The organism is Agromyces sp. NPDC004153 (assembly GCF_053603635.1).
Map to the genome: position 1 here is coordinate 239869 of NZ_JBSGFY010000002.1, position 19348 is coordinate 259216.

General features: G+C 71.4%; 17 protein-coding genes, 1 tRNA gene and 1 other RNA gene. 9 read left to right on the forward strand and 10 right to left on the reverse strand.

Annotated elements, in window-relative coordinates; all coding sequences use genetic code 11:
- Positions 1 to 94: 94 nt before the first annotated feature.
- Positions 95 to 616 carry a DUF3145 domain-containing protein gene (locus tag ACWEOH_RS15080; protein ID WP_452032352.1) on the forward strand — a complete coding sequence of 174 codons (522 nt, stop codon included), beginning with the start codon at positions 95 to 97 and terminating at the stop codon, positions 614 to 616.
- A 136-nt stretch (positions 617 to 752) separates the two neighbouring features.
- Here the strand turns inward: ACWEOH_RS15080 and ACWEOH_RS15085 are convergent, their stop codons facing one another.
- The 6 genes from ACWEOH_RS15085 to aceE all read right to left on the reverse strand — a co-directional run bounded on the left by ACWEOH_RS15085 (position 753) and on the right by aceE (position 8426).
- Positions 753 to 1988: a beta-ketoacyl-[acyl-carrier-protein] synthase family protein gene (locus ACWEOH_RS15085; RefSeq protein WP_452032354.1), complete on the reverse strand. Its 1236-nt coding sequence runs from the start codon at positions 1986 to 1988 to the stop codon at positions 753 to 755.
- Between the two features lie 79 nt (positions 1989 to 2067).
- On the reverse strand, positions 2068 to 2316 hold the full coding sequence (locus ACWEOH_RS15090; RefSeq protein WP_056731598.1) for an acyl carrier protein: 249 nt from the start codon (positions 2314 to 2316) through the stop codon (positions 2068 to 2070).
- 66 nt (positions 2317 to 2382) lie between these two features.
- Complete coding sequence (locus ACWEOH_RS15095; protein ID WP_452032356.1) at positions 2383 to 3387, reverse strand: beta-ketoacyl-ACP synthase III; 1005 nt, start codon at positions 3385 to 3387, stop codon at positions 2383 to 2385.
- A gap of 41 nt (positions 3388 to 3428) precedes the next feature.
- Entirely contained in the window at positions 3429 to 4349 is a 921-nt protein-coding gene (locus tag ACWEOH_RS15100; RefSeq protein WP_452032358.1) for an ACP S-malonyltransferase, read from the reverse strand.
- Between the two features lie 124 nt (positions 4350 to 4473).
- Positions 4474 to 5688: a PucR family transcriptional regulator gene (locus ACWEOH_RS15105; RefSeq protein ID WP_452032360.1), complete on the reverse strand. Its 1215-nt coding sequence runs from the start codon at positions 5686 to 5688 to the stop codon at positions 4474 to 4476.
- An 11-nt stretch (positions 5689 to 5699) separates the two neighbouring features.
- A complete protein-coding gene (gene aceE, locus ACWEOH_RS15110; protein ID WP_452032362.1) occupies positions 5700 to 8426 on the reverse strand; it encodes a pyruvate dehydrogenase (acetyl-transferring), homodimeric type in 2727 nt (908 codons plus the stop codon).
- 172 nt (positions 8427 to 8598) lie between these two features.
- Between aceE and ACWEOH_RS15115 the strand changes: the two genes are divergently transcribed.
- Positions 8599 to 9054, forward strand: coding sequence for a peroxiredoxin (locus tag ACWEOH_RS15115; RefSeq protein ID WP_452032364.1), 456 nt, complete (start codon positions 8599 to 8601; stop codon positions 9052 to 9054).
- Positions 9055 to 9111: 57 nt separating this feature from the next.
- On the opposite strand, the gene ACWEOH_RS15120 is transcribed toward ACWEOH_RS15115, so the two are convergent.
- The gene (locus tag ACWEOH_RS15120) at positions 9112 to 9810 is read right to left on the reverse strand and encodes a hypothetical protein (RefSeq protein ID WP_452032366.1); all 699 of its coding nucleotides are present in this window, start codon (positions 9808 to 9810) and stop codon (positions 9112 to 9114) included.
- Positions 9811 to 9886: 76 nt separating this feature from the next.
- Between ACWEOH_RS15120 and ACWEOH_RS15125 the strand changes: the two genes are divergently transcribed.
- From ACWEOH_RS15125 to rnpB, 4 genes are all read left to right on the forward strand, one after another.
- A tRNA-Val gene (locus ACWEOH_RS15125) sits at positions 9887 to 9962 on the forward strand.
- 61 nt (positions 9963 to 10023) lie between these two features.
- Positions 10024 to 10842 carry a Nif3-like dinuclear metal center hexameric protein gene (locus ACWEOH_RS15130; protein WP_452032368.1) on the forward strand — a complete coding sequence of 273 codons (819 nt, stop codon included), beginning with the start codon at positions 10024 to 10026 and terminating at the stop codon, positions 10840 to 10842.
- 37 nt (positions 10843 to 10879) lie between these two features.
- Positions 10880 to 11617: a zinc ribbon domain-containing protein gene (locus ACWEOH_RS15135; protein WP_452032370.1), complete on the forward strand. Its 738-nt coding sequence runs from the start codon at positions 10880 to 10882 to the stop codon at positions 11615 to 11617.
- Positions 11618 to 11666: 49 nt separating this feature from the next.
- An RNA gene (rnpB, locus tag ACWEOH_RS15140) (RNase P RNA component class A) lies at positions 11667 to 12042 on the forward strand.
- Between the two features lie 22 nt (positions 12043 to 12064).
- Here rnpB and ppgK read toward each other — a convergent pair.
- Positions 12065 to 12823 (reverse strand): polyphosphate--glucose phosphotransferase, encoded by a 759-nt coding sequence (gene ppgK / locus ACWEOH_RS15145; protein ID WP_452032372.1) that lies wholly within the window; start codon positions 12821 to 12823, stop codon positions 12065 to 12067.
- 55 nt (positions 12824 to 12878) lie between these two features.
- Complete coding sequence (map, locus tag ACWEOH_RS15150) at positions 12879 to 13742, reverse strand: type I methionyl aminopeptidase (protein ID WP_452032374.1); 864 nt, start codon at positions 13740 to 13742, stop codon at positions 12879 to 12881.
- A gap of 11 nt (positions 13743 to 13753) precedes the next feature.
- Here map and ACWEOH_RS15155 point away from each other — a divergent pair, with 11 nt between their 5' ends.
- A complete protein-coding gene (locus tag ACWEOH_RS15155) occupies positions 13754 to 13939 on the forward strand; it encodes an SPOR domain-containing protein (protein ID WP_148735062.1) in 186 nt (61 codons plus the stop codon).
- Positions 13940 to 14005: 66 nt separating this feature from the next.
- On the opposite strand, the gene panB is transcribed toward ACWEOH_RS15155, so the two are convergent.
- The gene (gene panB, locus ACWEOH_RS15160) at positions 14006 to 14893 is read right to left on the reverse strand and encodes a 3-methyl-2-oxobutanoate hydroxymethyltransferase (RefSeq protein ID WP_452032377.1); all 888 of its coding nucleotides are present in this window, start codon (positions 14891 to 14893) and stop codon (positions 14006 to 14008) included.
- 87 nt (positions 14894 to 14980) lie between these two features.
- Between panB and ACWEOH_RS15165 the strand changes: the two genes are divergently transcribed.
- Together ACWEOH_RS15165 and ACWEOH_RS15170 are read left to right on the forward strand one after the other, a co-directional pair.
- Complete coding sequence (locus tag ACWEOH_RS15165) at positions 14981 to 16318, forward strand: glutamine synthetase family protein (protein WP_148735060.1); 1338 nt, start codon at positions 14981 to 14983, stop codon at positions 16316 to 16318.
- A 10-nt stretch (positions 16319 to 16328) separates the two neighbouring features.
- Positions 16329 to 19346 (forward strand): bifunctional [glutamine synthetase] adenylyltransferase/[glutamine synthetase]-adenylyl-L-tyrosine phosphorylase, encoded by a 3018-nt coding sequence (locus tag ACWEOH_RS15170; RefSeq protein ID WP_452032379.1) that lies wholly within the window; start codon positions 16329 to 16331, stop codon positions 19344 to 19346.
- Positions 19347 to 19348 lie beyond the last annotated feature (2 nt).

Below are 19348 nucleotides of genomic sequence, written 5' to 3' on the forward strand. Positions count from 1 at the left end.
TCGTCCCTGACGGCTCGCCGTCCACAATCGAACACCCGCTGTCCGGCGGTTCCGAGGTCGTAGGGGAAGACGCACCTCGAGAACGGAGACGGAGATGGCGGAGAAGGTCACGCGGGCCGTGCGCGCCGCGCGAGGCGTGCTGTTCGTGCACTCCTCGCCGCGGGCGCTGTGCCCGCATGTGGAGTGGGCTGCCGGGCGTGCGCTCGGCACGGCCGTGAACTTCGACTGGTCCGAGCAGCCGGTCTCTCGCGGCCTGCTGCGCGCCGAGTTCTACTGGGAGGGCGAGGCCGGCACCGGTGCGAAGCTCGCTTCTGCGCTGCGCGGCTGGGACCAGCTGCGCTTCGAGGTGAGCGAGGACCCGACGCCCGGGTCCGACGGCGCGCGATGGATGCACACGCCCGACCTCGGCGTGTACTTCGCGCAGACCGACACGGCAGGCAACACCGTCATCCCCGAGGACCGCATCCGTTACGCGATGGAGATCGCCGGCCACGACGCGGTCGAGCTGCATCGCGAGCTGCGCCTCGCGCTCGGGCAGGCGTGGGACGACGAGCTCGAGCCGTTCCGCCACGCGAGCGACTTCGCCCCGGTCGTCTGGTTGCACCAGGTGGGTTGAGCGGCGACGCCGCCCGAGCGGCGCGACGCGGACGTCGGATGACCCTTCCCGGCGACCGCACGAGCGAAGCAGCAGGCGGCGACGAAACGGGCCCCGCGCCGTGAGGCGTCGGGGCCCGTTCCATGAGCCGTACGGATCAGACGGTGCGGAAGCCGACCACCGCGTTGTGCCCGCCGAAGCCGAACGAGTTCGAGATCGCCACGAGCTCGCCGTCGCCGAGCGCGCGCGGCTCGCGCACGACGTCGAGGTCGATCTCGGGGTCGAGCTCGGTGACGTTGATCGTCGGGGGAGCCGTGCGGTGATGCAGCGCGAGCACCGTGAAGATCGCCTCGATCGCGCCGGCGCCGCCGAGCAGGTGCCCGGTCGAGGCCTTGGTCGCGCTCACGGCGATGTTCGGGAGGTGCTCGCCGAACACGGCCGCCAGGGCGGTGTACTCGGCGATGTCGCCGACGGGCGTGCTCGTGGCGTGTACGTTGATGTGGGCGACCTCGTCGATGCCGACGCCGGCCTGCTCGAGGGTCGCCACCATCGCACGGGCGGCGCCGGTGCCCTCGGGGTCGGGCGCCGTGATGTGGTAGGCGTCGCTCGTGACCGCGCCGCCGATGAGCTCGGCGTAGATGCGCGCACCGCGGGCCTTCGCGTGCTCCTCGGTCTCGACGACGAGCGCCGCTGCGCCCTCGCCCATGACGAAGCCGTCGCGTGCGACGTCGTACGGCCGCGACGCGTGCGCCGGGTCGTCGTTGTTGCGGGAGAGCGCCTGCATCGAGTTGAAGGAGGCGATGGTGATCGGGTGGATGGCGGACTCCGAGCCGCCCGCGATGACCACGTCCGCGAGCCCCGCCTGGAGGTGGTCGTACGCGTTCACGAGCGCCTCGGTGCTCGAGGCGCACGCGGAGACGACGGTGCGGATGCCGGCACGCGCGTGCAGGTCCATGCCCACCGCCGCGCCCGGGCCGTTCGGCATGAGCATCGGCACGGTCATCGGCAGGACGCGTCGGGGGCCGCGCTCGCGCAGCGTGTCCCACGCGTCGAGCAGCGTCCATACGCCGCCGATGCCGGTCGCCCAGTCGATCGCGAGGCGATCGGAGGGCACGTCGGGTGCGCCGGCGTCGGCCCAGGCCTCGCGGCCCGCGATGAGCGCGAACTGGCTCGACGGGTCGAGGCGCTTGATCTCGTGGCGCTCGAGCACGTCGGCCGGCGACACCTTGGCGTTGGCGGCGAAGGTCACGGGCAGCTCGTACTTCGCCACCCAGTCCTGCTCGATGGTGCGGGCGCCGGACTCGCCGGCGAGCAGGTTCGTCCAGCTGTCACGGGCGGTACCCCCGAGCGGGGAGGTCGCACCGATGCCCGTGATGACGATCTTCTTGGTCATTCGAGAATCACTCCAGGAGGGAAGAGGGCAACGTGATCGAGCGGGCCGGACCGATCGGCCGGCCCGCTCGGGTCAGCGACTAGGCCTGGGCCTTGACGATGAAGTCGACGGCGTCGCCGACGGTCTTGAGGTTCTTGACCTCCTCGTCGGGGATCTTGACGTCGAACTTCTCCTCGGCGTTGACGACGATCGTCATCATCGAGATGGAGTCGATGTCGAGGTCATCCGTGAACGACTTGTCCAGCTCAACCGTGTCGGTCGCGATGCCGGTCTCGTCGTTGATGAGCTCGGCCAGGCCGGCAAGCACTTCTTCGGTGGACAATGCCATGGTTCTTCTCCTTGGGGGGTGTCTCGTTTGACCGAGACTCAGTCTAGATGGACGATGAACGGCGGTTCAGGGAAGAACCACCACTTGGGCGCCGAACACGAGGCCTGCGCCGAAGCCGATCTGGAGGGCGAGCCCTCCGGAGAGTTCCGGGTGCTCCTCGAGCAGCCGGTGGGTCGCGAGCGGGATCGACGCCGCCGACGTGTTGCCGGTGGTCGCGATGTCGCGGGCGATGACGACGGACTCGGGCAGCTTCAGCTGCTTCGCGAACTCGTCGATGATGCGCATGTTGGCCTGATGCGGGATGAAGGCCGACAGGTCGGCGCTCGTCACGCCTGCGGCATCCAGCGCCTGCTTCGCGACCTTGGCCATGTCCCACACGGCCCAGCGGAAGACGGTCTGCCCCTCCTGGCGGAGGGTTGGCCACTCGGATGCCCCGTCGCGGAACTCCACGAGCGTGTGGTTCATGCCCACCGCGGCGGCCTTCGAGCCGTCGGAGCCCCACACCGTGCGCGCGATGCCGGGGAAGTCGCTCGGGCCGATGACGATGGCGCCCGCGCCGTCGCCGAGCAGGAACGAGATCGACCGGTCGGTCGGGTCGACGACGTCGGAGAGCTTCTCGGCGCCGATCACGAGGGCGTAGTGCGCGACGCCGGTGCGGATGAGCGCGTCGGCCTGGGCGACGGCGTAGGCGTAGCCGGCGCACGCGGCGTTGGCGTCGTACGCGGCGGCGGGGTTCGCACCGACCCGGTCGGCGACGACGGCCGCCATCGACGGGGTCTGCTGCACGTTGGAGATGGTGGCGACGATGACGAGGTCGATGAGCTCGGGGGCGACGCCCGACTTCGCGATGGCCTCCTTCGCGGCTTCCGTCGCGAGGTCGAGCGCGGACACGTCGGCGCCGGCGCGGGCGCGCGTCACGATGCCGGTGCGCTGCTGGATCCACTCGTCGGACGAGTTGATGGGGCCGATGAGGTCGTCGTTCGGCACCGCGTTCTCGCCGCGGGCGGCCCCGATCGCGTAGATGCGCGTGTAGGCGGGTCCGTGCGACTGCTGCAGGGTGGGTTTCGTCATGCTCGGCTTTCTCTGTGCGCCCGTTGGCGGTTCGTGCCCGGTCAGGCGGCCTGCTCGATGAGCTCGATGGCCGCGGGCAGGTCGTCGGGGGTCTTCACGGCCACGGTCGGCACGCCCTTCAGGGCACGCTTCGCGAGGCCGACGAGCGCGCCGGCGGGGGCCACCTCGATGAGGCCCGTGATTCCGGCGGCGGCGAACGATTCCATGTCCTTGTCCCAGCGCACCGGCGACGAGACCTGTCCGACGAGCAGGTCGACGAACGCCGTGCCCGAGGTCACGACGCTGCCGTCGCGGTTGGTCCAGAGGGTGACGCCGGGGTCCGACACGTCGAGGCCGGAGGCGACGGCGCCGAGGCGGTCGACCGCGGGGCGCATGTAGCGCGTGTGGAAGGCGCCGGCGACCTGCAGCGGGATGACCCGCGCGCCGGCCGGCGGCTCGGCCCGGAGGCGCTCGAGCGCGTCGAGGGCACCGGCGACCACGATCTGGCCGCCGCCGTTGAAGTTCGCGGGCTCGAGTCCGAGTTCGTCGAGGCGGGTGGTGAGCTCGGCCTCGTCGGCGCCGATGACGGCGCTCATGCCGGTGGCCTCGAGCGCCGCGGCATCCGCCATCGCTCGGCCGCGCTCGGCGACGAAGCGCATCGCGTCGGCCTCGGCGAGCACGGCGGCGCCGGCCGCGGCGGTGATCTCGCCGACCGAGTGGCCGGCGATACCGCCGATGCGGTCGCGGCGGCCGTCGGCGAGGAGCCGGGACAGCGCGAGCAGGCCCGCGGCGACGATGAGCGGCTGGGCGATCGCGGTGTCGCGGATGGTGTCGGCGTCGCTCTCGGTGCCGTGCGCCGCGAGGTCGACGTCAGCGGCCGCCGAGTACGCGGCGAGCTGCTCCGCTGCGGCGGGGTCGGCCAGCCAGGGGGCGAGGAATCCGGGGGTCTGCGAGCCCTGTCCAGGGCAGACGACGACGATCACCCTCCCTATCCTGCCAATGACCGCCACCTCGGGTGTGTGTCATTGCGACAAGCTCTCGCGAGAACCCTTGTGCGCGCCCGACATGCGGGGCCTCGCGGATGCCGCGGAGCCGCTCGGATCGGCGTCAGCTCGGGCGTCGGCGCGGCTGGTGCTCGTGGTCGCTCATCGAGCCGATGATGAGCGCGGACTGCAGGATGAGCGCCTCACGGGCACCCGTGGCATCCCACCCGATGACGTCGGAGACGCGCTTCAGGCGGTAGCGCACGGTGTTCGGGTGCACGAACAGCTCGCGGGCGGTGGCCTCGAGGGAGCGACCGTTGTCGAGGTAGCTCCACAGCGTGGTGAGGAGCTCGGTGGAGTGCGCCTGCAGTGGCCGGTAGATGCGGTGCACGAGCGTCGCGCGGGCGAGCGGATCGCCCGCGAGCGCGCGCTCGGGCAGCAGGTCGTCGGCGTGCACGGGTCGCGGCGCGTGCCGCCACGACCGGGCGACCGCGAAGCCCGCGAGCGCGGCCTTCGCGCTCTTCGACGCGTCGACGAGGTTGGGGACCTCGTGCCCGAGCACCAGGTGCCCCTGGCCGAAGTGCGGTTCGAGTTGGGTCGCGATCTCCATGAACGTGAGCGCGGGGGACGTGCCGATGGCGTCCTCGGGCTCGCGTCCGAGCGGGTCGGATCGACCGATCACGAGCACGAGCCGGTTGCCCTGCACGCCGATCAGCACGTCGGCGTGCATGTGCCGCGCCGCCCGACGCACGTGGTCGACGTCGAGCTGCTTCGGCGCGGTGCCCACGAGCACCGCGACCTCGCCGTGACCGTGCCAGCCCAGTGCCGCGATGCGACTCGGGAGCTCGTCGTCGTACTCGCCCGAGAGGATCGAGTCCACGACGAGCGCCTCGAGGCGGGCGTCCCAGAGGCCCCGCGCCTCGGCGGCGCGTGCGTACACGTCGGCCGCGGCGAAGGCGATCTCGCGGGAGTAGAGCAGGATCGCCTCGCGCAGCTCCTCGCCGCCGCCGTTCTTGACGCGCTCCTCGACGACCTCCACCGTGACCCGGATGAGCTGCAGCGTCTGCTGCAGGCTCACCGAGCGGAGAAGCTCACGCGGCGCAGCGCCGAAGACGTCGGCCGCGATCCACGGCGTCGACCGCGGATCGTCGTACCAGGCGATGAACGAGGAGATGCCGGCCTGGGCGACGAGGCCCACGGCCGAGCGGCGGCTCGGCGGCATGTCGCCGTACCACGGCAGCGTGTCCTCCAGACGCTTCAACGTCTGGGTCGACAGCTCGCCCGCGATGGTGCGCAACCATGCGAGCGTCTCCGCCTTCGTCCTGGGCTTCGTCGCCACCGGGTCGCCTGCTAGCTCTCGCCGCCGGCCGTTCCGGTGGTGCCGGCGTTCACGTCGCGGAGTCGGTACTTCTCGATGGCCTGCGCCGGAAGCGACCGGTCGACCTCGCCGCGCTGGGCGAGGAGCTCGAGCGTGCGCACCACCACCGACGGACCGTCGATCTTGAAGAAGCGACGTGCGGCCGGACGCGTGTCCGAGAAGCCGAAGTTGTCGGCGCCGAGCGTGGCGTAGTCGCCGGGCACGTAGGCGCGGATCTGGTCGGGCACGGCATGCATGTAGTCCGACACGGCGACGAACGGCCCGCCGGAGCCCGAGAGCTTCTGCGTCACGTAGGCGGTGCGGCGCTCCGCGTCGGGGTTCAGGAAGTTGTGCTCGTCGGCGGCGACGCCGTCGCGACGCAGCTCGGTCCAGCTCGTCACCGACCAGACATCCGCCGACACGCCCCAGTCGTTCGCCAGGAGCTCCTGCGCCTCGATGATCCACGGCACGGCGACGCCCGAGGCGAGCAGCTGGGCCTTCGGGCCCTGCGCGGTCGACTCCGAGAGGCGGTGGATGCCGCGGACGATGCCCTCGACGTCGACGCCCTCGGGCTCGGCCGGCTGCACGAGCGGCTCGTTGTAGACCGTGAGGTAGTACATGACGTTCGGGTCGGGGTGGGTGCCGCCGTACATGCGGTCGAGGCCCGAGCGCACGATGTGCCCGATCTCGTAGCCGTAGGCGGGGTCGTACGATACGACCGCCGGGTTCGTCGAGGCGAGGAGGATCGAGTGGCCGTCGGCGTGCTGCAGGCCCTCGCCCGTCAGCGTCGTGCGGCCCGCCGTGGCGCCGATCATGAACCCGCGCGCCATCTGGTCGCCGGCCGCCCAGATCGCGTCGCCCGTGCGCTGGAACCCGAACATCGAGTAGAACACGTAGATCGGGATGAGCGGCTCGCCCTCGGTGGAGTACGAGGTGCCGACGGCGGTGAACGCGGCGAGCGCGCCCGCCTCGTTGATGCCGACGTGCACGATCTGGCCCTGCGGGCTCTCCTTGTAGGCCAGGAGCAGCTCGCGGTCGACCGACGTGTAGTGCTGGCCGTTCGGGTTGTAGATCTTCGCGTTCGGGAAGAACGCGTCCATGCCGAACGTGCGCGCCTCGTCGGGGATGATCGGCACGATGCGGTTGCCGAAGTCCTTCGCCCGCATCAGGTCCTTCAGGAGCCGGACGAACGCCATGGTGGTGGCGATCTCCTGCGTGCCCGAGCCCTTCTTCGCGATCGCGTACGCCGAGTCGTCGGGCAGCGAGATCGCGGTGTGGTTCGTGCGGCGCTCGGGCAGGTACCCGCCGAGCTCCTTGCGGCGCTCGTGCAGGTAGCGGATCGCCTCGTCGTCGTTGCCCGGGTGGTAGTACGGGGGCAGGTAGGGGTTCTCCTCGAGCTGCGCGTCGCTGATCGGGATGCGCATCGCGTCGCGGAAGGTCTTGAGGTTGTCGAGCGTCATCTTCTTCATCTGGTGGGTCGCGTTGCGACCCTCGAAGGACGGACCGAGGCCGTAGCCCTTGATCGTCTTCGCCAGGATGACCGTCGGCTGGCCCTTGTGCTCCGTCGCCGCCTTGAACGCGGCGTACACCTTGCGGTAGTCGTGACCGCCGCGCTTGAGGTTCCAGATCTGCTCGTCGCTGAGGTCCTTGACGAGCTCGAGCGCGCGCGGGTCGCGGCCGAAGAAGTTCTCGCGCACGTACGCGCCCGACTCCGCCTTGTAGGTCTGGTAGTCGCCGTCGGGGGTGACGTTCATGAGGTTGCGCAGCGCGCCGTCGTGGTCGCGGGCGAGCAGGTCGTCCCACTCGCGGCCCCACACGACCTTGATGACGTTCCAGCCGGCGCCGCGGAAGAAGCTCTCGAGCTCCTGGATGATCTTGCCGTTTCCGCGCACGGGGCCGTCGAGGCGCTGGAGGTTGCAGTTGATCACGAACGTGAGGTTGTCGAGGCCCTCGTTCGCGGCGACCTGCAGCTGGCCGCGGCTCTCGACCTCGTCCATCTCGCCGTCGCCGAGGAACGCCCAGACGTGCTGGTCGGACGCGTCCTTGATGCCGCGATTGGTGAGGTACTTGTTGAGCTGCGCCTGGTAGATCGCGTTGATCGGGCCGAGGCCCATCGAGACGGTCGGGAACTGCCAGAAGTCGGGCATGAGCCGCGGGTGCGGGTACGACGACAGGCCGTTCGGCGCGTGCGACTTCTCCTGGCGGAAGCCGTCGAGCTGGTCGGCGCTGAGCCGGCCCTCGAGGAAGGCGCGGGCGTACGTGCCGGGGGAGGCGTGGCCCTGGACGAAGATCTGGTCACCGCCGCCGGGGTGGTCCTGGCCGCGGAAGAAGTGGTTGAAGCCGACCTCGTAGAGTGCGGCGCTCGAGGCGTAGGTCGAGATGTGGCCGCCCACGGCGATGCCGGGGCGCTGCGCCCGGTGCACGAGCATGGCGGCGTTCCAGCGGATCCACGCGCGGTAGCGGCGCTCGATCTCCTCGTCGCCGGGGAACTCGGGCTCGTTCTCAGGAGCGATGGTGTTGAGGTAGTCCGTCGTGGGGACCATCGGCACGCCGAGGTGCAGCTCCTTCGAGCGCTTCAGCAGGCTGAGCATGATCTCCCGGCCGCGCTGATGCCCCTTCTCGGTGACGAGCGCATCGAGCGACTCGGCCCATTCCGACGTCTCCTCGGGATCGGAGTCCATCGCCTCGACCGAGTAGGGATCCTGGTCGTTGACAGTCACACTCGACCTCTCTCTTCAGCAGGTCTTGCCTGCGGCTGGGGGCGTGCGCACGACGAAGCGACCGGTTCACGGTCGGGTGGGCACCACGCCATCCTAGTGATTCTATGCCCGGTGCGTCGGGGCTAGGCTGGGCGCCGTCCCCGCCCCGAGTCCACTGGGAGGAACGGCCCCGATGATCCTCGGCCCCGGCGCGATCGCCCCCGATTTCACGCTCGCCAACCAGTTCGGCCAGCCCGTGTCGCTCGCGGACTTCCGCGGCGTGAAGCCGGTGACGCTCGTGTTCTTCCCGCTCGCGTTCTCGCGCACGTGCCAGGGCGAGCTGTGCGAGCTCCGCGACCACCTCGCGATGTTCGAGGCGTCGGGAACCGAGCTCCTCGGCGTCTCGGTCGACTCGAAGCACGCGCTGCGGGCGTGGGCGGAGGAGCAGGGCTACGGCTTCCCGCTGCTGGCGGACTTCTGGCCGCACGGCGAGGTCGCCCGCGCCTACGGCGCATTCCTCGAAGAGCGCGGCTACGCCAACCGGGCGACCTTCGTGATCGGCATCGACGGCGTCATCCGATCGAGCTTCGCGACCGCGCCCGGCGAGGCGCGCACGCTCGAGCAGTACCGGGCGGCCCTCGCGGGCTGACGGATGCCGCGGCATCCGCTCGCGACGATGCGCGGATGCCGCGGCATCCGCTCGCCCTCAGTCGAGGATGCCGACCGACCGGGCGATCACGAGCGCGAGGATCACGAACCCGCCGAACGCCTGCAGCCCCATGAGGAGCTTCGTGCGCTGCCGCAGCGGCATCGAGTCGCTCGCGCTGAACGCCATCGAGTTCGACAGCGACGTGTAGAGGTAGTCGACGAACCGCGGCGTCCAGTCGACGCGTGCCGACGAGCCCTTGGCCACCTCCTCGATGGTCTGCTCGTCCTCGTCCTGCGAGAAGCGGAAGTCGGCGGGCGGGATCTCGGTGCGGGCCCAGGCGGTGCGCACGACCGGGCCGCCGCGGTCGAGCTCCCAGTACAGCAGCGCGAACCCGATCACGTTCGCGACCCAGACCTGCAGCGCGGCGAGCAGCAGCCCGGGAGCGTTGTGGTGGCCGGCGACGAGCTTGTACACGAGGATCACGAGCGCGATCTGGTTGATCAGCACCAGCAGGGCCACGAAGGCGACCGAGACCATGCGGTACCACCGCGTCTGCCGGCGCAGCCGGTGGGGGTTCAGAAAGCTCAGCGTCACGAGGAAGGCGACGCCCGCCCCGACGAGCACGAACCGCTGGCCGCCGAAGATCTCGTTCGGCAGGAACGCGTAGAGCGCCATCGCCACGAGCAGCGCCACGACCGCGGGCCAGCGATACTCGGGCTGAGCCGTGCGACTCGGATGCTGCTCGACCACCTCCATGGGCGTGAGTCTATGGACGCTCCGATAACATGGGCGTGCGCCGCGCGGCGCGGGCGCGAGCCCGTCGTGCAGCGATGGGCCTTTAGCTCAGTTGGTAGAGCGCCACGTTTACACCGTGGATGTCGTCGGTTCGAGCCCGGCAGGGCCCACCATCGGATGCCGCGCGGCTCCGCTCCGGCCGTGCCGCCGAACCGCGCCGCTAGGCTGGGGCGCGTGCCAGTCGTTCTCGCCGAGGTCTTGACCACGATCGATCGGCTGTGGCCGCTCGAGGGCGCGGAGCCGTGGGATGCCCCGGGGCTCGTGACGGGCGATCCCGACGCCGCGATCGAGCGCGTGCTCTTCACCGTGGATGCCGTCGGCAGCACCGTCGACGAGGCCGTCGGGCTCGGCGCCGACCTGCTCATCGCGCACCACCCGCTGCTCCTGCGCGGCGTCACGTCCATCGCCGAGGACCGCTACAAGGGCGCGCTGCTCGCGCGGCTCATCCGCGCCGGGTGCGCGCTCGTCGCCGCACACACCAACGCCGACGTCGTCGACCAGGGGACCTCCGCCGTGCTCGCCGCGCGGCTCGGGCTCGTCGAGGTGCGGCCCATCGTGCCCGGCGCCGACCCCGCGCTCGGGCTCGGCCGGGTCGGACGGCTTCCCGAGCCCACGACGCTCGGCCGCCTCGCACGCGTCCTCGCCGAGGTGCTGCCGCCCACGGCCACGGGCGTGCGCGCCGCAGGCGGGTTCGACGACCCGGTCGAGACCGTTGCGCTCTGCGGCGGCGCCGGCGACTCGCTCCTCGGCGACCCGCTCGTGCGCGGCGCCGACGTCTACATCACGGCCGACCTCCGGCACCACCCGGCCTCCGAGGCACGCGAGCAGGCACTCGTCGGGGGTGGGCCGGCCCTCATCGACGTCTCCCACTGGGCGAGCGAATGGCTCTGGCTCGACGCCGCCGCCGCGGAGCTGCGCGCCGCCCACCCCGAGCTCGACGTCCGCGTGAGCGAGCTCCGCACCGACCCCTGGGACTTCCAGGTCGTGCAATGATGACCACTCCCGCACCGTCCCCCACGAGGAGCACCACGTGAAGGCCAGCCCCGCCGACCAGCAGGAACTGCTCAGGCTGCAGTCCCTCGACACCCGACTCCAGCAGCTCGCGCACCGCCTCGGCTCGCTGCCGCAGGCCGCCCCGCTCGCCGAGCTCGCCACGCGCGACACCGCCGTGCGCGGCACCCGCGCGGAGGCGGTCGGCGGACTCGAGGACGCCCGCGCCGAGCTGAAGCGGCTGGAGTCCGACGTCGCCATGGTCGAGGCGCGCATCGCCCGCGACGGCGACCGGCTGCAGCACACGTCGTCGACGAAGGACGTCGCCGCGCTCGAGTCCGAGCTCGCCTCGCTCGCCCGACGGCTCTCCGACCTCGAGGACCAGGAGCTCGCCGTCATGGAGAAGGTCGAGGCGGCCGAGGCGGCCGTCGCCGGTATCGACGCCGAGCGCGCGACCATCGCCGCCGAGGCCGCCGCCCTCGAGGCCGAGCGCGACGAGGCGGCATCCGGACTCGGCACCGAGCGCGACGCGGCCGAGCGCGACCGGGCCGTCGTCGCCGGCGGCGTGCCCGCGGAGCTCCTCACGTTCTACGAGCAGCGTCGCCTCCGCGGCGGGGGAGTCGGCGCGGCGCTCCTGCGCCAGCGCACCTGCGGCGGCTGCACGATCACGCTCACCGGCTCCGACCTCGAGCAGGTGCGCCGTGCGGCGCCCGACGACGTCCTGCAGTGCCCCGAGTGCGATCGCATCCTCGTGCGGACCGACGAATCCGGGCTGTGACAGGCGTCGAGCCGGAGCCCAGCTGCGACCTGTAGCCTTGGAGGGCGAGCGGGTCGGCAAGACGGTCGCGTCATCCGAGTGATCGGATGCCGAGGAACGTCCGGGCTCCGCAGGGCAGGACGGTGGGTAACACCCACCCGGGGCAACCCGCGAGACAGTGCCACAGAAAGCAGACCGCCACGGACGCGAGTCCGGGGTAAGGGTGAAACGGTGGGGTAAGAGCCCACCAGCGGCCGCGGTGACGCGGTCGGCTCGGCAAACCTCGTCCGGAGCAAGGCCAGACAGGGAACCATGGGGCGGCCCGTCCCGTTCCCGGGTAGGCCGCTGGAGGGCTGCGGCGACGCAGCTCCGAGAGAGATGGCCGTCCAGCCGGTGTCGCGCAAGCGCCCGGTGAACAGAACCCGGCGTATCAGCCGGCCCGCTCGCCCCGAGTCGGCGCGGCGCCCGTCAGCGGTTGGCGAGGGCCGCGGCGCCCAGGATGCCGGCGTTGTTGCGGTGCACGGCGGGCACGATCTTCGTCTTCAGGTCGAGCAGCGGCAGAAACTCCTCGCTGTGCTTCGACACCCCGCCGCCGACGATGAACAGGTCGGGCGTGAACAGGAACTCCACGAACGAGTAGTAGCGCTGCAGCCGCTTCGCCCACTTCTCCCAGCTCAGCGACTCGCGCTCCATCGCGGCGTACGCGGCCTTCTTCTCGGCGTCGTGCCCGTCGATCTCGAGGTGCCCGAGCTCGGTGTTCGGCACGAGCACGCCGTCGTAGATGAGCGCCGAGCCGATGCCGGTGCCGAGCGTGGTGAGGATCACGAGCCCGTCGACCCCGGCGGCCGCGCCGTAGCGGAGCTCCGCGAAGCCCGCGGCATCCGCGTCGTTGATGAAGTGGATCTCGCGCCCGAGCGCCTGCTCGAAGAGCTCCTCGGCCTGGAGGCCGATCCATTCGTCGGAGATGTTCGCGGCCGACAGCGTGTAGCCGCGCTTCACGATCGCGGGGAAGCACACGCCGAGCGGGAGCTTGTCGCCGGCGGGGAGCTGCGCGTCGATCTGGTCGACGAGCTCCTCGGTGGCCCGCAGCATGTCCTTCGGGCGGCCGCCCTCGGGGGTCTTCACCTTGAACCGCTCGGTGACGAGCTCGCCGGTGCCGAGGTCGACGACCGCCCCCTTGATGCCCGTGCCGCCGATGTCGATGCCGATCGCGTGGTCAGTCGCCATGGCGCCACACTATCGCGCGGCAGCTGGGCGATTCCGTCGCCTGCCCGGCGGTGCCTCAGGGCAGGGTGAGGATCTCCGCGCCGCGTTCGGTCACCACGAGCGTGTGCTCGAACTGCGCGGTGAGCGCCCGATCGCGCGTGACGACCGTCCAGTCGTCGTCCCACACGTCCCACTCGATGGTGCCGAGCGTGAGCATGGGCTCGATCGTGAACACCATCCCGGGTTCCATGACCGTGTCGAACTCGGGGGCGTCGTAGTGGGGGATGACGAGGCCCGTGTGGAACGCGCGCCCGACGCCGTGTCCGGTGTAGTCGCGCACGACCCCGTACCCGAACCGCTTCGCGTACGTCTCGATCGCGCGGCCGATCACGTTCACCTGCCGTCCGGGGGCCACCGCACGGATGCCGCGGGCGAGCGCCTGCTCGGTCCGTTCCACGAGCAGCGCCGCCTCCTCACTCGCCTCGCCGACGAGGAAGGTGCGGTTGAGGTCGCCGTGGTAGCCGTCGAGGTACGCCGTGACGTCGAGGTTCACAAGGTCGCCGTCCTCGAGCACGGTGTCGTCGGGGATGCCGTGGCAGATCACCTCGTTGACCGACGTGCACGACGACTTCGGGTACCCGCGGTAGCCGAGGGTCGACGGGTAGGCGCCGTGCCCGACGACGACCTCGTGCGCGATGCGGTCGAGCTCGTCGGTCGTGACACCGGGTGCGATGGCGGATGCCGCGGCGTCGATCGCCTGCGCCGCGATCCGCCCCGCGGCGCGGATGCGCTCCACCTCGTCGGGCGTGTAGCGGTCGCCGGCCGTGTTGGCGGCGGGCGCACGGCGCCCCACGTACTCGGGACGGCGGATGCCGGCGGGGACCTGGCGCGTCGGCGACAGGCGTCCGGGGATGAGGTGGCCGGCGGCATCCTTGGGCATAGGATCACCCTATGGCGCAGGATGTCGAGCACCAGTTCTGGTACAACATGAAGACCGGCGAGGTGGAGCAGGGCTACGTGTCGCCGGCTCCCGATCGTGTCGGACCGTTCGAGACGCGCGCCGAGGCCGAGCGGGCCCTCGAGATCCTGCGCGCGAACAGCGCGAAGTGGGCCGAGGAGGAGGCCGCCGAGGACTAGGAGGCGTCATCGTCCCCGCGCACCTCGCCGGCGACGCGCACTGCGCCCGCCGGGCGAGCCGACCCGTCACTCGTAACTGTGCTCGGCGTTCGGGTAGCTTCCCGCCTCGACGTCGGCGCGCCACTCGCGGGCGGCCTTGGCGAGGATGCCCGACAGGTCGGCGTACTGCTTCACGAACTTCGGCACGCGCCCGACCGTGAGCCCGGCCCAGTCGGTCCAGACGAGCAGCTGCCCGTCGGTGTACGGTCCGGCGCCGACGCTGATGGTGGGGATCTCGAGGATCTCGGTCACCTGGCGCGCCGCATCGGCCGGCACCATCTCGAGCACGACCGCGAACGCCCCGGCGTCCTGCACCGCCTTCGCATCGGCGAGCAGCTGCTGCACGCCCTCGCCGCGGCCCTGGATGACATGGCCGCCGAGGCCGTGCTCGCTCTGCGGCGTGTAGCCGATGTGCGCCATGACCGGGATGCCCGCCTGCACGATGCGGCGGATCTGCTTGTGGCTGCGTTCGCCGCCCTCGAGCTTCACCGCGTGCGCGCCGGTCTCCTTCATGAACCGCACCGCGGTGTGCAGCGCGTCCTCTGGGCCGTTCTCGTAGGAGCCGAAGGGCATGTCGGCGATGACGAACGCGCGCTTCACGGCGCCGGCGACCGCGCGCGTGAGCGGGATGAGGTCGTCGATCGTGACGCGCAGCGTCGTGTCGTAGCCGAGCACGTTGTTGCCGGCCGAGTCGCCGACGAGCAGGAAGTCGATGCCCGCCTCGTCGAAGATGCGCGCCGTGAGCATGTCGTAGCTCGTGAGGCCGGTGATCTTGATGCCCTCGCGCTTCGCGTTCTGGAAGTGGCGGGTGCGCACCCGCTTCGGTCCTCCGGATGCCGCGGCGCCCCCGTACGGGTTCGTCTCCGCCACGGGCTGGGTCGCGGATGCTGCGTCGTCGACGGGCTGCTCTGACATGTCGCCAGTCTGGCACACGCGGCATCCGTGCCCGGCGTCTCGCCCGGCCCCGAGCCGCTACCCTGAGAGGTGCGAGAGAGGGTGTGGATGGATAAGCAGCGCGACTTCGTTCTCCGGACCATCGAGGAACGAGGAGTCAAGTTCGTACGACTCTGGTTCACCGACGTGGTCGGCACCCTGAAATCGGTGGCGATCGCACCCGCGGAGGTCGAAGGGGCGTTCACCGAGGGCATCGGGTTCGACGGCTCCGCGATCGAGGGCCTCAGCCGCACCTTCGAGTCCGACCTGCTGGCCTTCCCCGACCCGACGACGTTCCAGACGCTCCCGTGGCGCGGCGACATCGACCCCACCGCGCGCATGTTCTGCGACATCACGACGCCCGACGGCGAGCCCGCCGTGGCCGATCCCCGCAACGTGCTCAAGCGCACCCTCGCACGCGCCGCCGACCGCGGGTTCACCTTCTACACGCACCCCGAGATCGAGTTCTACCTGCTGCGCTCGTCGAAGTACGGCGAGGAGGGCCCCGTGCCCGTCGACTCGGCCGGCTACTTCGACAACGTCCCGGGCGGCACCGCGCACGACTTCCGTCGTCGCAGCGTGCGGATGCTCGAGGACCTCGGCATCTCGGTCGAGTTCAGCCACCACGAGGCCGGCCCCGGCCAGAACGAGATCGACCTGCGCTACGCCGACGCGCTCACCACGGCCGACAACATCATGACCTTCCGCACGGTCGTGAAGGAGGTCGCCATCGAGCAGGGCGTGTACGCCACCTTCATGCCGAAGCCGTTCTCGCAGTATCCCGGCAGCGGCATGCACACCCACCTCTCGCTGTTCGAGGGCGACACCAACGCCTTCTACGAGCCCGGCGCCCAGTACCAGCTCTCGAAGATCGGCCGCCAGTTCATCGCCGGTCTCCTTCGCCACGCCAACGAGATCTCGGCGGTCACCAACCAGTTCGTGAACTCGTACAAGCGCCTCTGGGGCGGCGACGAGGCGCCGAGCTTCATCTGCTGGGGCCACAACAACCGCTCCGCGCTCGTGCGGGTGCCGCTGTACAAGCCCAACAAGGGCCAGAGCGCGCGCGTCGAGTACCGCGCGATCGACTCCGCGGCCAACCCGTACCTCGCGTTCTCGCTGCTGCTCGCGGCGGGCATGAAGGGCATCGAGGAGGGCTACGACCTGCCGCAGGAGGCGGAGGACGACGTGTGGGCCCTCACCGACAGCGAGCGCCGCGCGCTGGGCTACCACCCGCTGCCCGCGAGCCTCGACCACGCGATCGAGTACATGGAGGAGTCGGAGCTCGTCGCCGAGACCCTCGGCGAGCAGGTCTTCAATTACGTGCTCGCGAACAAGCGCTCCGAGTGGCGCGACTACCGTTCGCAGGTCACGACGTTCGAGCTGCAGCGCAACCTCGAGATCCTCTGACCAGCACCCGATGTCCCGCCAGGCGCAGACCCTCGGCCGGCTCGCACGCGCGGGCTTCGACGACCTCGACCGTGCCGCGACCGGCCTCGAGGCGCTCGCCTCGGCGACGGGCCTCGACGATACGGCGCTGCTCGAGGCGTTCGCGCACGCGGGCGACCCCGACGAGGCGCTGAGCGCGACCCTGCGCCTGCAGGAGCGTGCGCCGCATGACGTCGCCGCCGTGCTCGTGCACGACGCCTCAGCCGAGCGCATGGCGCGGCTCCTCGGCGCATCGCGGGGCTTCGCCGACGTGCTGGCGCGGCATCCGCGCGAGCTCGCCGTGCTGCAGCAGGTGCCCATGGCGCCGTTCGGCACCGACGAGGCCCGCGCCGTGCTGCTGCAGGCCCTCGACGAGGTCGACGTGCCCGCCGCCCGGTACCTCGAGGCGGCCGCGGCCGCGATCCGCGTGCGGTACCGGCGGCTCCTCGCGGCCATCGCCGTGTACGACCTGACCCGCCCCGACGCGATCGAGGCCGTCGACACCGTCGCGTCGGGCCTCGCCGACCTGGCCGGCGCCGCGCTCGACGTCGCGATCGTCGCAGCCCGGCGCGCGACCGCGCGGGCGGAGGGCGAGGCGGCCGGGCCCGGCAGGTATCCGGCCACCGAGGTGGAGGCGACCCGGCTCGCGGTCATCGGCATGGGCAAGGCGGGGGCGCGCGAGCTCAACTACGTGAGCGACGTCGACGTGATCTTCGTCGCGGAATCCGCCGACGAGGACGTCGTCGCGACGCCCCGCGCCCTCGACATCGCCACGCGACTCGCCATGATCGCGATGCGCGTCATCTCGGAGCCGGGCATCGAGCCGCCGCTCTGGGAGGTCGACCCGAACCTCCGTCCTGAGGGCAAGGACGGCGCGCTCGTGCGCACCCTCGAGTCGCACCTGCAGTACTACGATCGCTGGGCGAAGAGCTGGGAGTTCCAGGCGCTCCTGAAGGCCCGCCCACTCGCCGGCGACCATGAGCTGGGGGAGCGGTACGCCGCGGGTGTGGCCCCCAAGGTCTGGGCGAGCTCGGGCCGCGAGGGCTTCGTCGAGTCGGTGCAGCGCATGCGCGAGCGCGTCACCGAGCACATCCCGGCCGACGAGGTCGACGTGCAGCTGAAGCTCGGTCCGGGCGGACTGCGCGACATCGAGTTCACCGTGCAGCTGCTCCAGCTCGTGCACGGGGCGACGGATGCCGCGATCCGCCAACCCGGCACGCTGCCCGCCCTGGCGGCCCTCGCCGAGCACGGCTACGTCGGACGCGAGGAGGCGGCAGAGTTCGCGCGCGACTACCGGATCCTTCGCGTGCTCGAGCACCGCCTGCAGCTCGCACGCCTGCGGCGCACGCACCTCATGCCGCGCGGTGCGGCGGAGCTTCGCACGCTCGCCCGGTCGTCGGGCCTCGGGCGGAGCGCCGACGACCTCACGTCCAAATGGCAGGCGACCCGCCAGCGCGTGCGCGGCCTGCACGAACGGCTCTTCTACCGCCCGCTGCTCTCGGCGGTGGCCGCGCTGCCGGCCGCGGGCCTCGAGCTCACGAGCGAGCAGGCGGAGGCGCGCCTGCGCGCCATCGGGTTCCGCGACCCGCGCGGCGCGCTCGCGCACATCGGTGCGCTCACCGCCGGCGTCTCGCGCCGCGCGACCATCCAGCGGCACCTCATGCCCGTGCTCATCTCGTGGTTCGCCGACGGCGCCGACCCCGACTACGGCCTGCTCGCGTTCCGGCGCCTGAGCGACACGCTCGGCACCACGCACTGGTACCTGCGGTTGCTGCGCGACTCGTCGGATGCCGCGCTGCGCCTCACGCGAGTGCTCTCGGGGTCTCGGTTCGCGGGCGAGCTGCTCGAGCGCATCCCCGAGGCGGTGGCGTGGCTCGAGGACGTCGACGAGCTGCGCCCGCGCCCGCTCGCCGCGCTCGACGACGAGAAGCGCGCGGTGCTCGGCCGCCACGGCGACGCGGATGCCGCGGTGAAGGTGTTCCGCGCCATCCGCCGCCGCGAGGTGCTGCGCCTCGCGCTGTCGGCGATCCTCGACGTCTGCACGGTCGAGGAGCTGGGGCACGGCCTCTCCGATGTGACGCAAAGCCACATCGCCGCGATCGTCGAAGCGATCCGCGGCGAGGAGCCCGACGGCGTCGAGTTCGCGGTCATCGGCATGGGCCGGTTCGGCGGACGCGAGCTCGGCATCGGGTCGGACGCCGACATCGTCTACGTGTTCCGGCCGGCGGGAGCGGAGCCCGAGGCGGCGCAGTCCCGGGCGCTGCGGATCGTGGCGGAGCTCGTGCGACACACCGAGGACGCACGCCTGCCGTTCGAGCTCGACGCCGACCTGCGACCCGAGGGCCGGAACGGCGTCGTCGTCCGGTCGCTCGACGCCTACCGCGCCTACTACGCCCGCTGGTCGCTCACGTGGGAGGCGCAGGCGCTGCTGCGCGCCCGCGGCGTCGCCGGCGACGCGGCGCTCATCCGCGACTTCATGGAACTCGCCGACTCGGTGCGCTATCCCGAGAAGATCTCGGAGCGCGACGTCCGCGAGGTCAAGCGCATCAAGGCCCGCGTCGAGAACGAGCGGCTGCCCCAGGGCGCCGATCCCACGCGTCACCTGAAGCTGGGCCGCGGGTCGCTCTCGGACGTCGAGTGGTTCGTGCAGCTCGTGCAGCTCCAGCACGGCGCGGAGGAGCCCTCCCTCCGCACGCCGTCGACGCTCGACGCCCTGTCCGCGGCCGTCGCGCACCGGCACATCTCGGCACGCGACGCCGAGACGCTTCGCGCCGCCTGGATGTTCGCGTCGCGAGCCCGCTCGGCGCTCACGCTCTGGCTCGACCGCACGACGGACGTGCTGCCCGTCGAGCGTTCGCAGCTCGAGGGCGTCGCCCGCATCATGGGCTATCCGCCGGGCTCGGCGTCGCGCCTGGAGAGCGACTACCTCGCCCTCACCCGGCGGGCGCGCACGGTGTTCGAGCGCGGGTTCTACGGCGTCGAGCCGCGTCGCGAGCCGACGACGGGCTGAGC

Coding starts and splice junctions, on each gene's coding strand:
- ACWEOH_RS15080 (WP_452032352.1), top strand. CDS start 95: ATGGCGGAGAAGGTCACGCGGGCCGTGCGCGCCGCGCGAGGCGTGCTG.
- ACWEOH_RS15085 (WP_452032354.1), bottom strand. CDS start 1,988: ATGACCAAGAAGATCGTCATCACGGGCATCGGTGCGACCTCCCCGCTC.
- ACWEOH_RS15090 (WP_056731598.1), bottom strand. CDS start 2,316: ATGGCATTGTCCACCGAAGAAGTGCTTGCCGGCCTGGCCGAGCTCATC.
- ACWEOH_RS15095 (WP_452032356.1), bottom strand. CDS start 3,387: ATGACGAAACCCACCCTGCAGCAGTCGCACGGACCCGCCTACACGCGC.
- ACWEOH_RS15115 (WP_452032364.1), top strand. CDS start 8,599: ATGATCCTCGGCCCCGGCGCGATCGCCCCCGATTTCACGCTCGCCAAC.
- ACWEOH_RS15120 (WP_452032366.1), bottom strand. CDS start 9,810: ATGGAGGTGGTCGAGCAGCATCCGAGTCGCACGGCTCAGCCCGAGTAT.
- ppgK (WP_452032372.1), bottom strand. CDS start 12,823: ATGGCGACTGACCACGCGATCGGCATCGACATCGGCGGCACGGGCATC.
- map (WP_452032374.1), bottom strand. CDS start 13,742: ATGCCCAAGGATGCCGCCGGCCACCTCATCCCCGGACGCCTGTCGCCG.
- ACWEOH_RS15155 (WP_148735062.1), top strand. CDS start 13,754: ATGGCGCAGGATGTCGAGCACCAGTTCTGGTACAACATGAAGACCGGC.
- panB (WP_452032377.1), bottom strand. CDS start 14,893: ATGTCAGAGCAGCCCGTCGACGACGCAGCATCCGCGACCCAGCCCGTG.
- ACWEOH_RS15165 (WP_148735060.1), top strand. CDS start 14,981: ATGGATAAGCAGCGCGACTTCGTTCTCCGGACCATCGAGGAACGAGGA.
- ACWEOH_RS15170 (WP_452032379.1), top strand. CDS start 16,329: ATGTCCCGCCAGGCGCAGACCCTCGGCCGGCTCGCACGCGCGGGCTTC.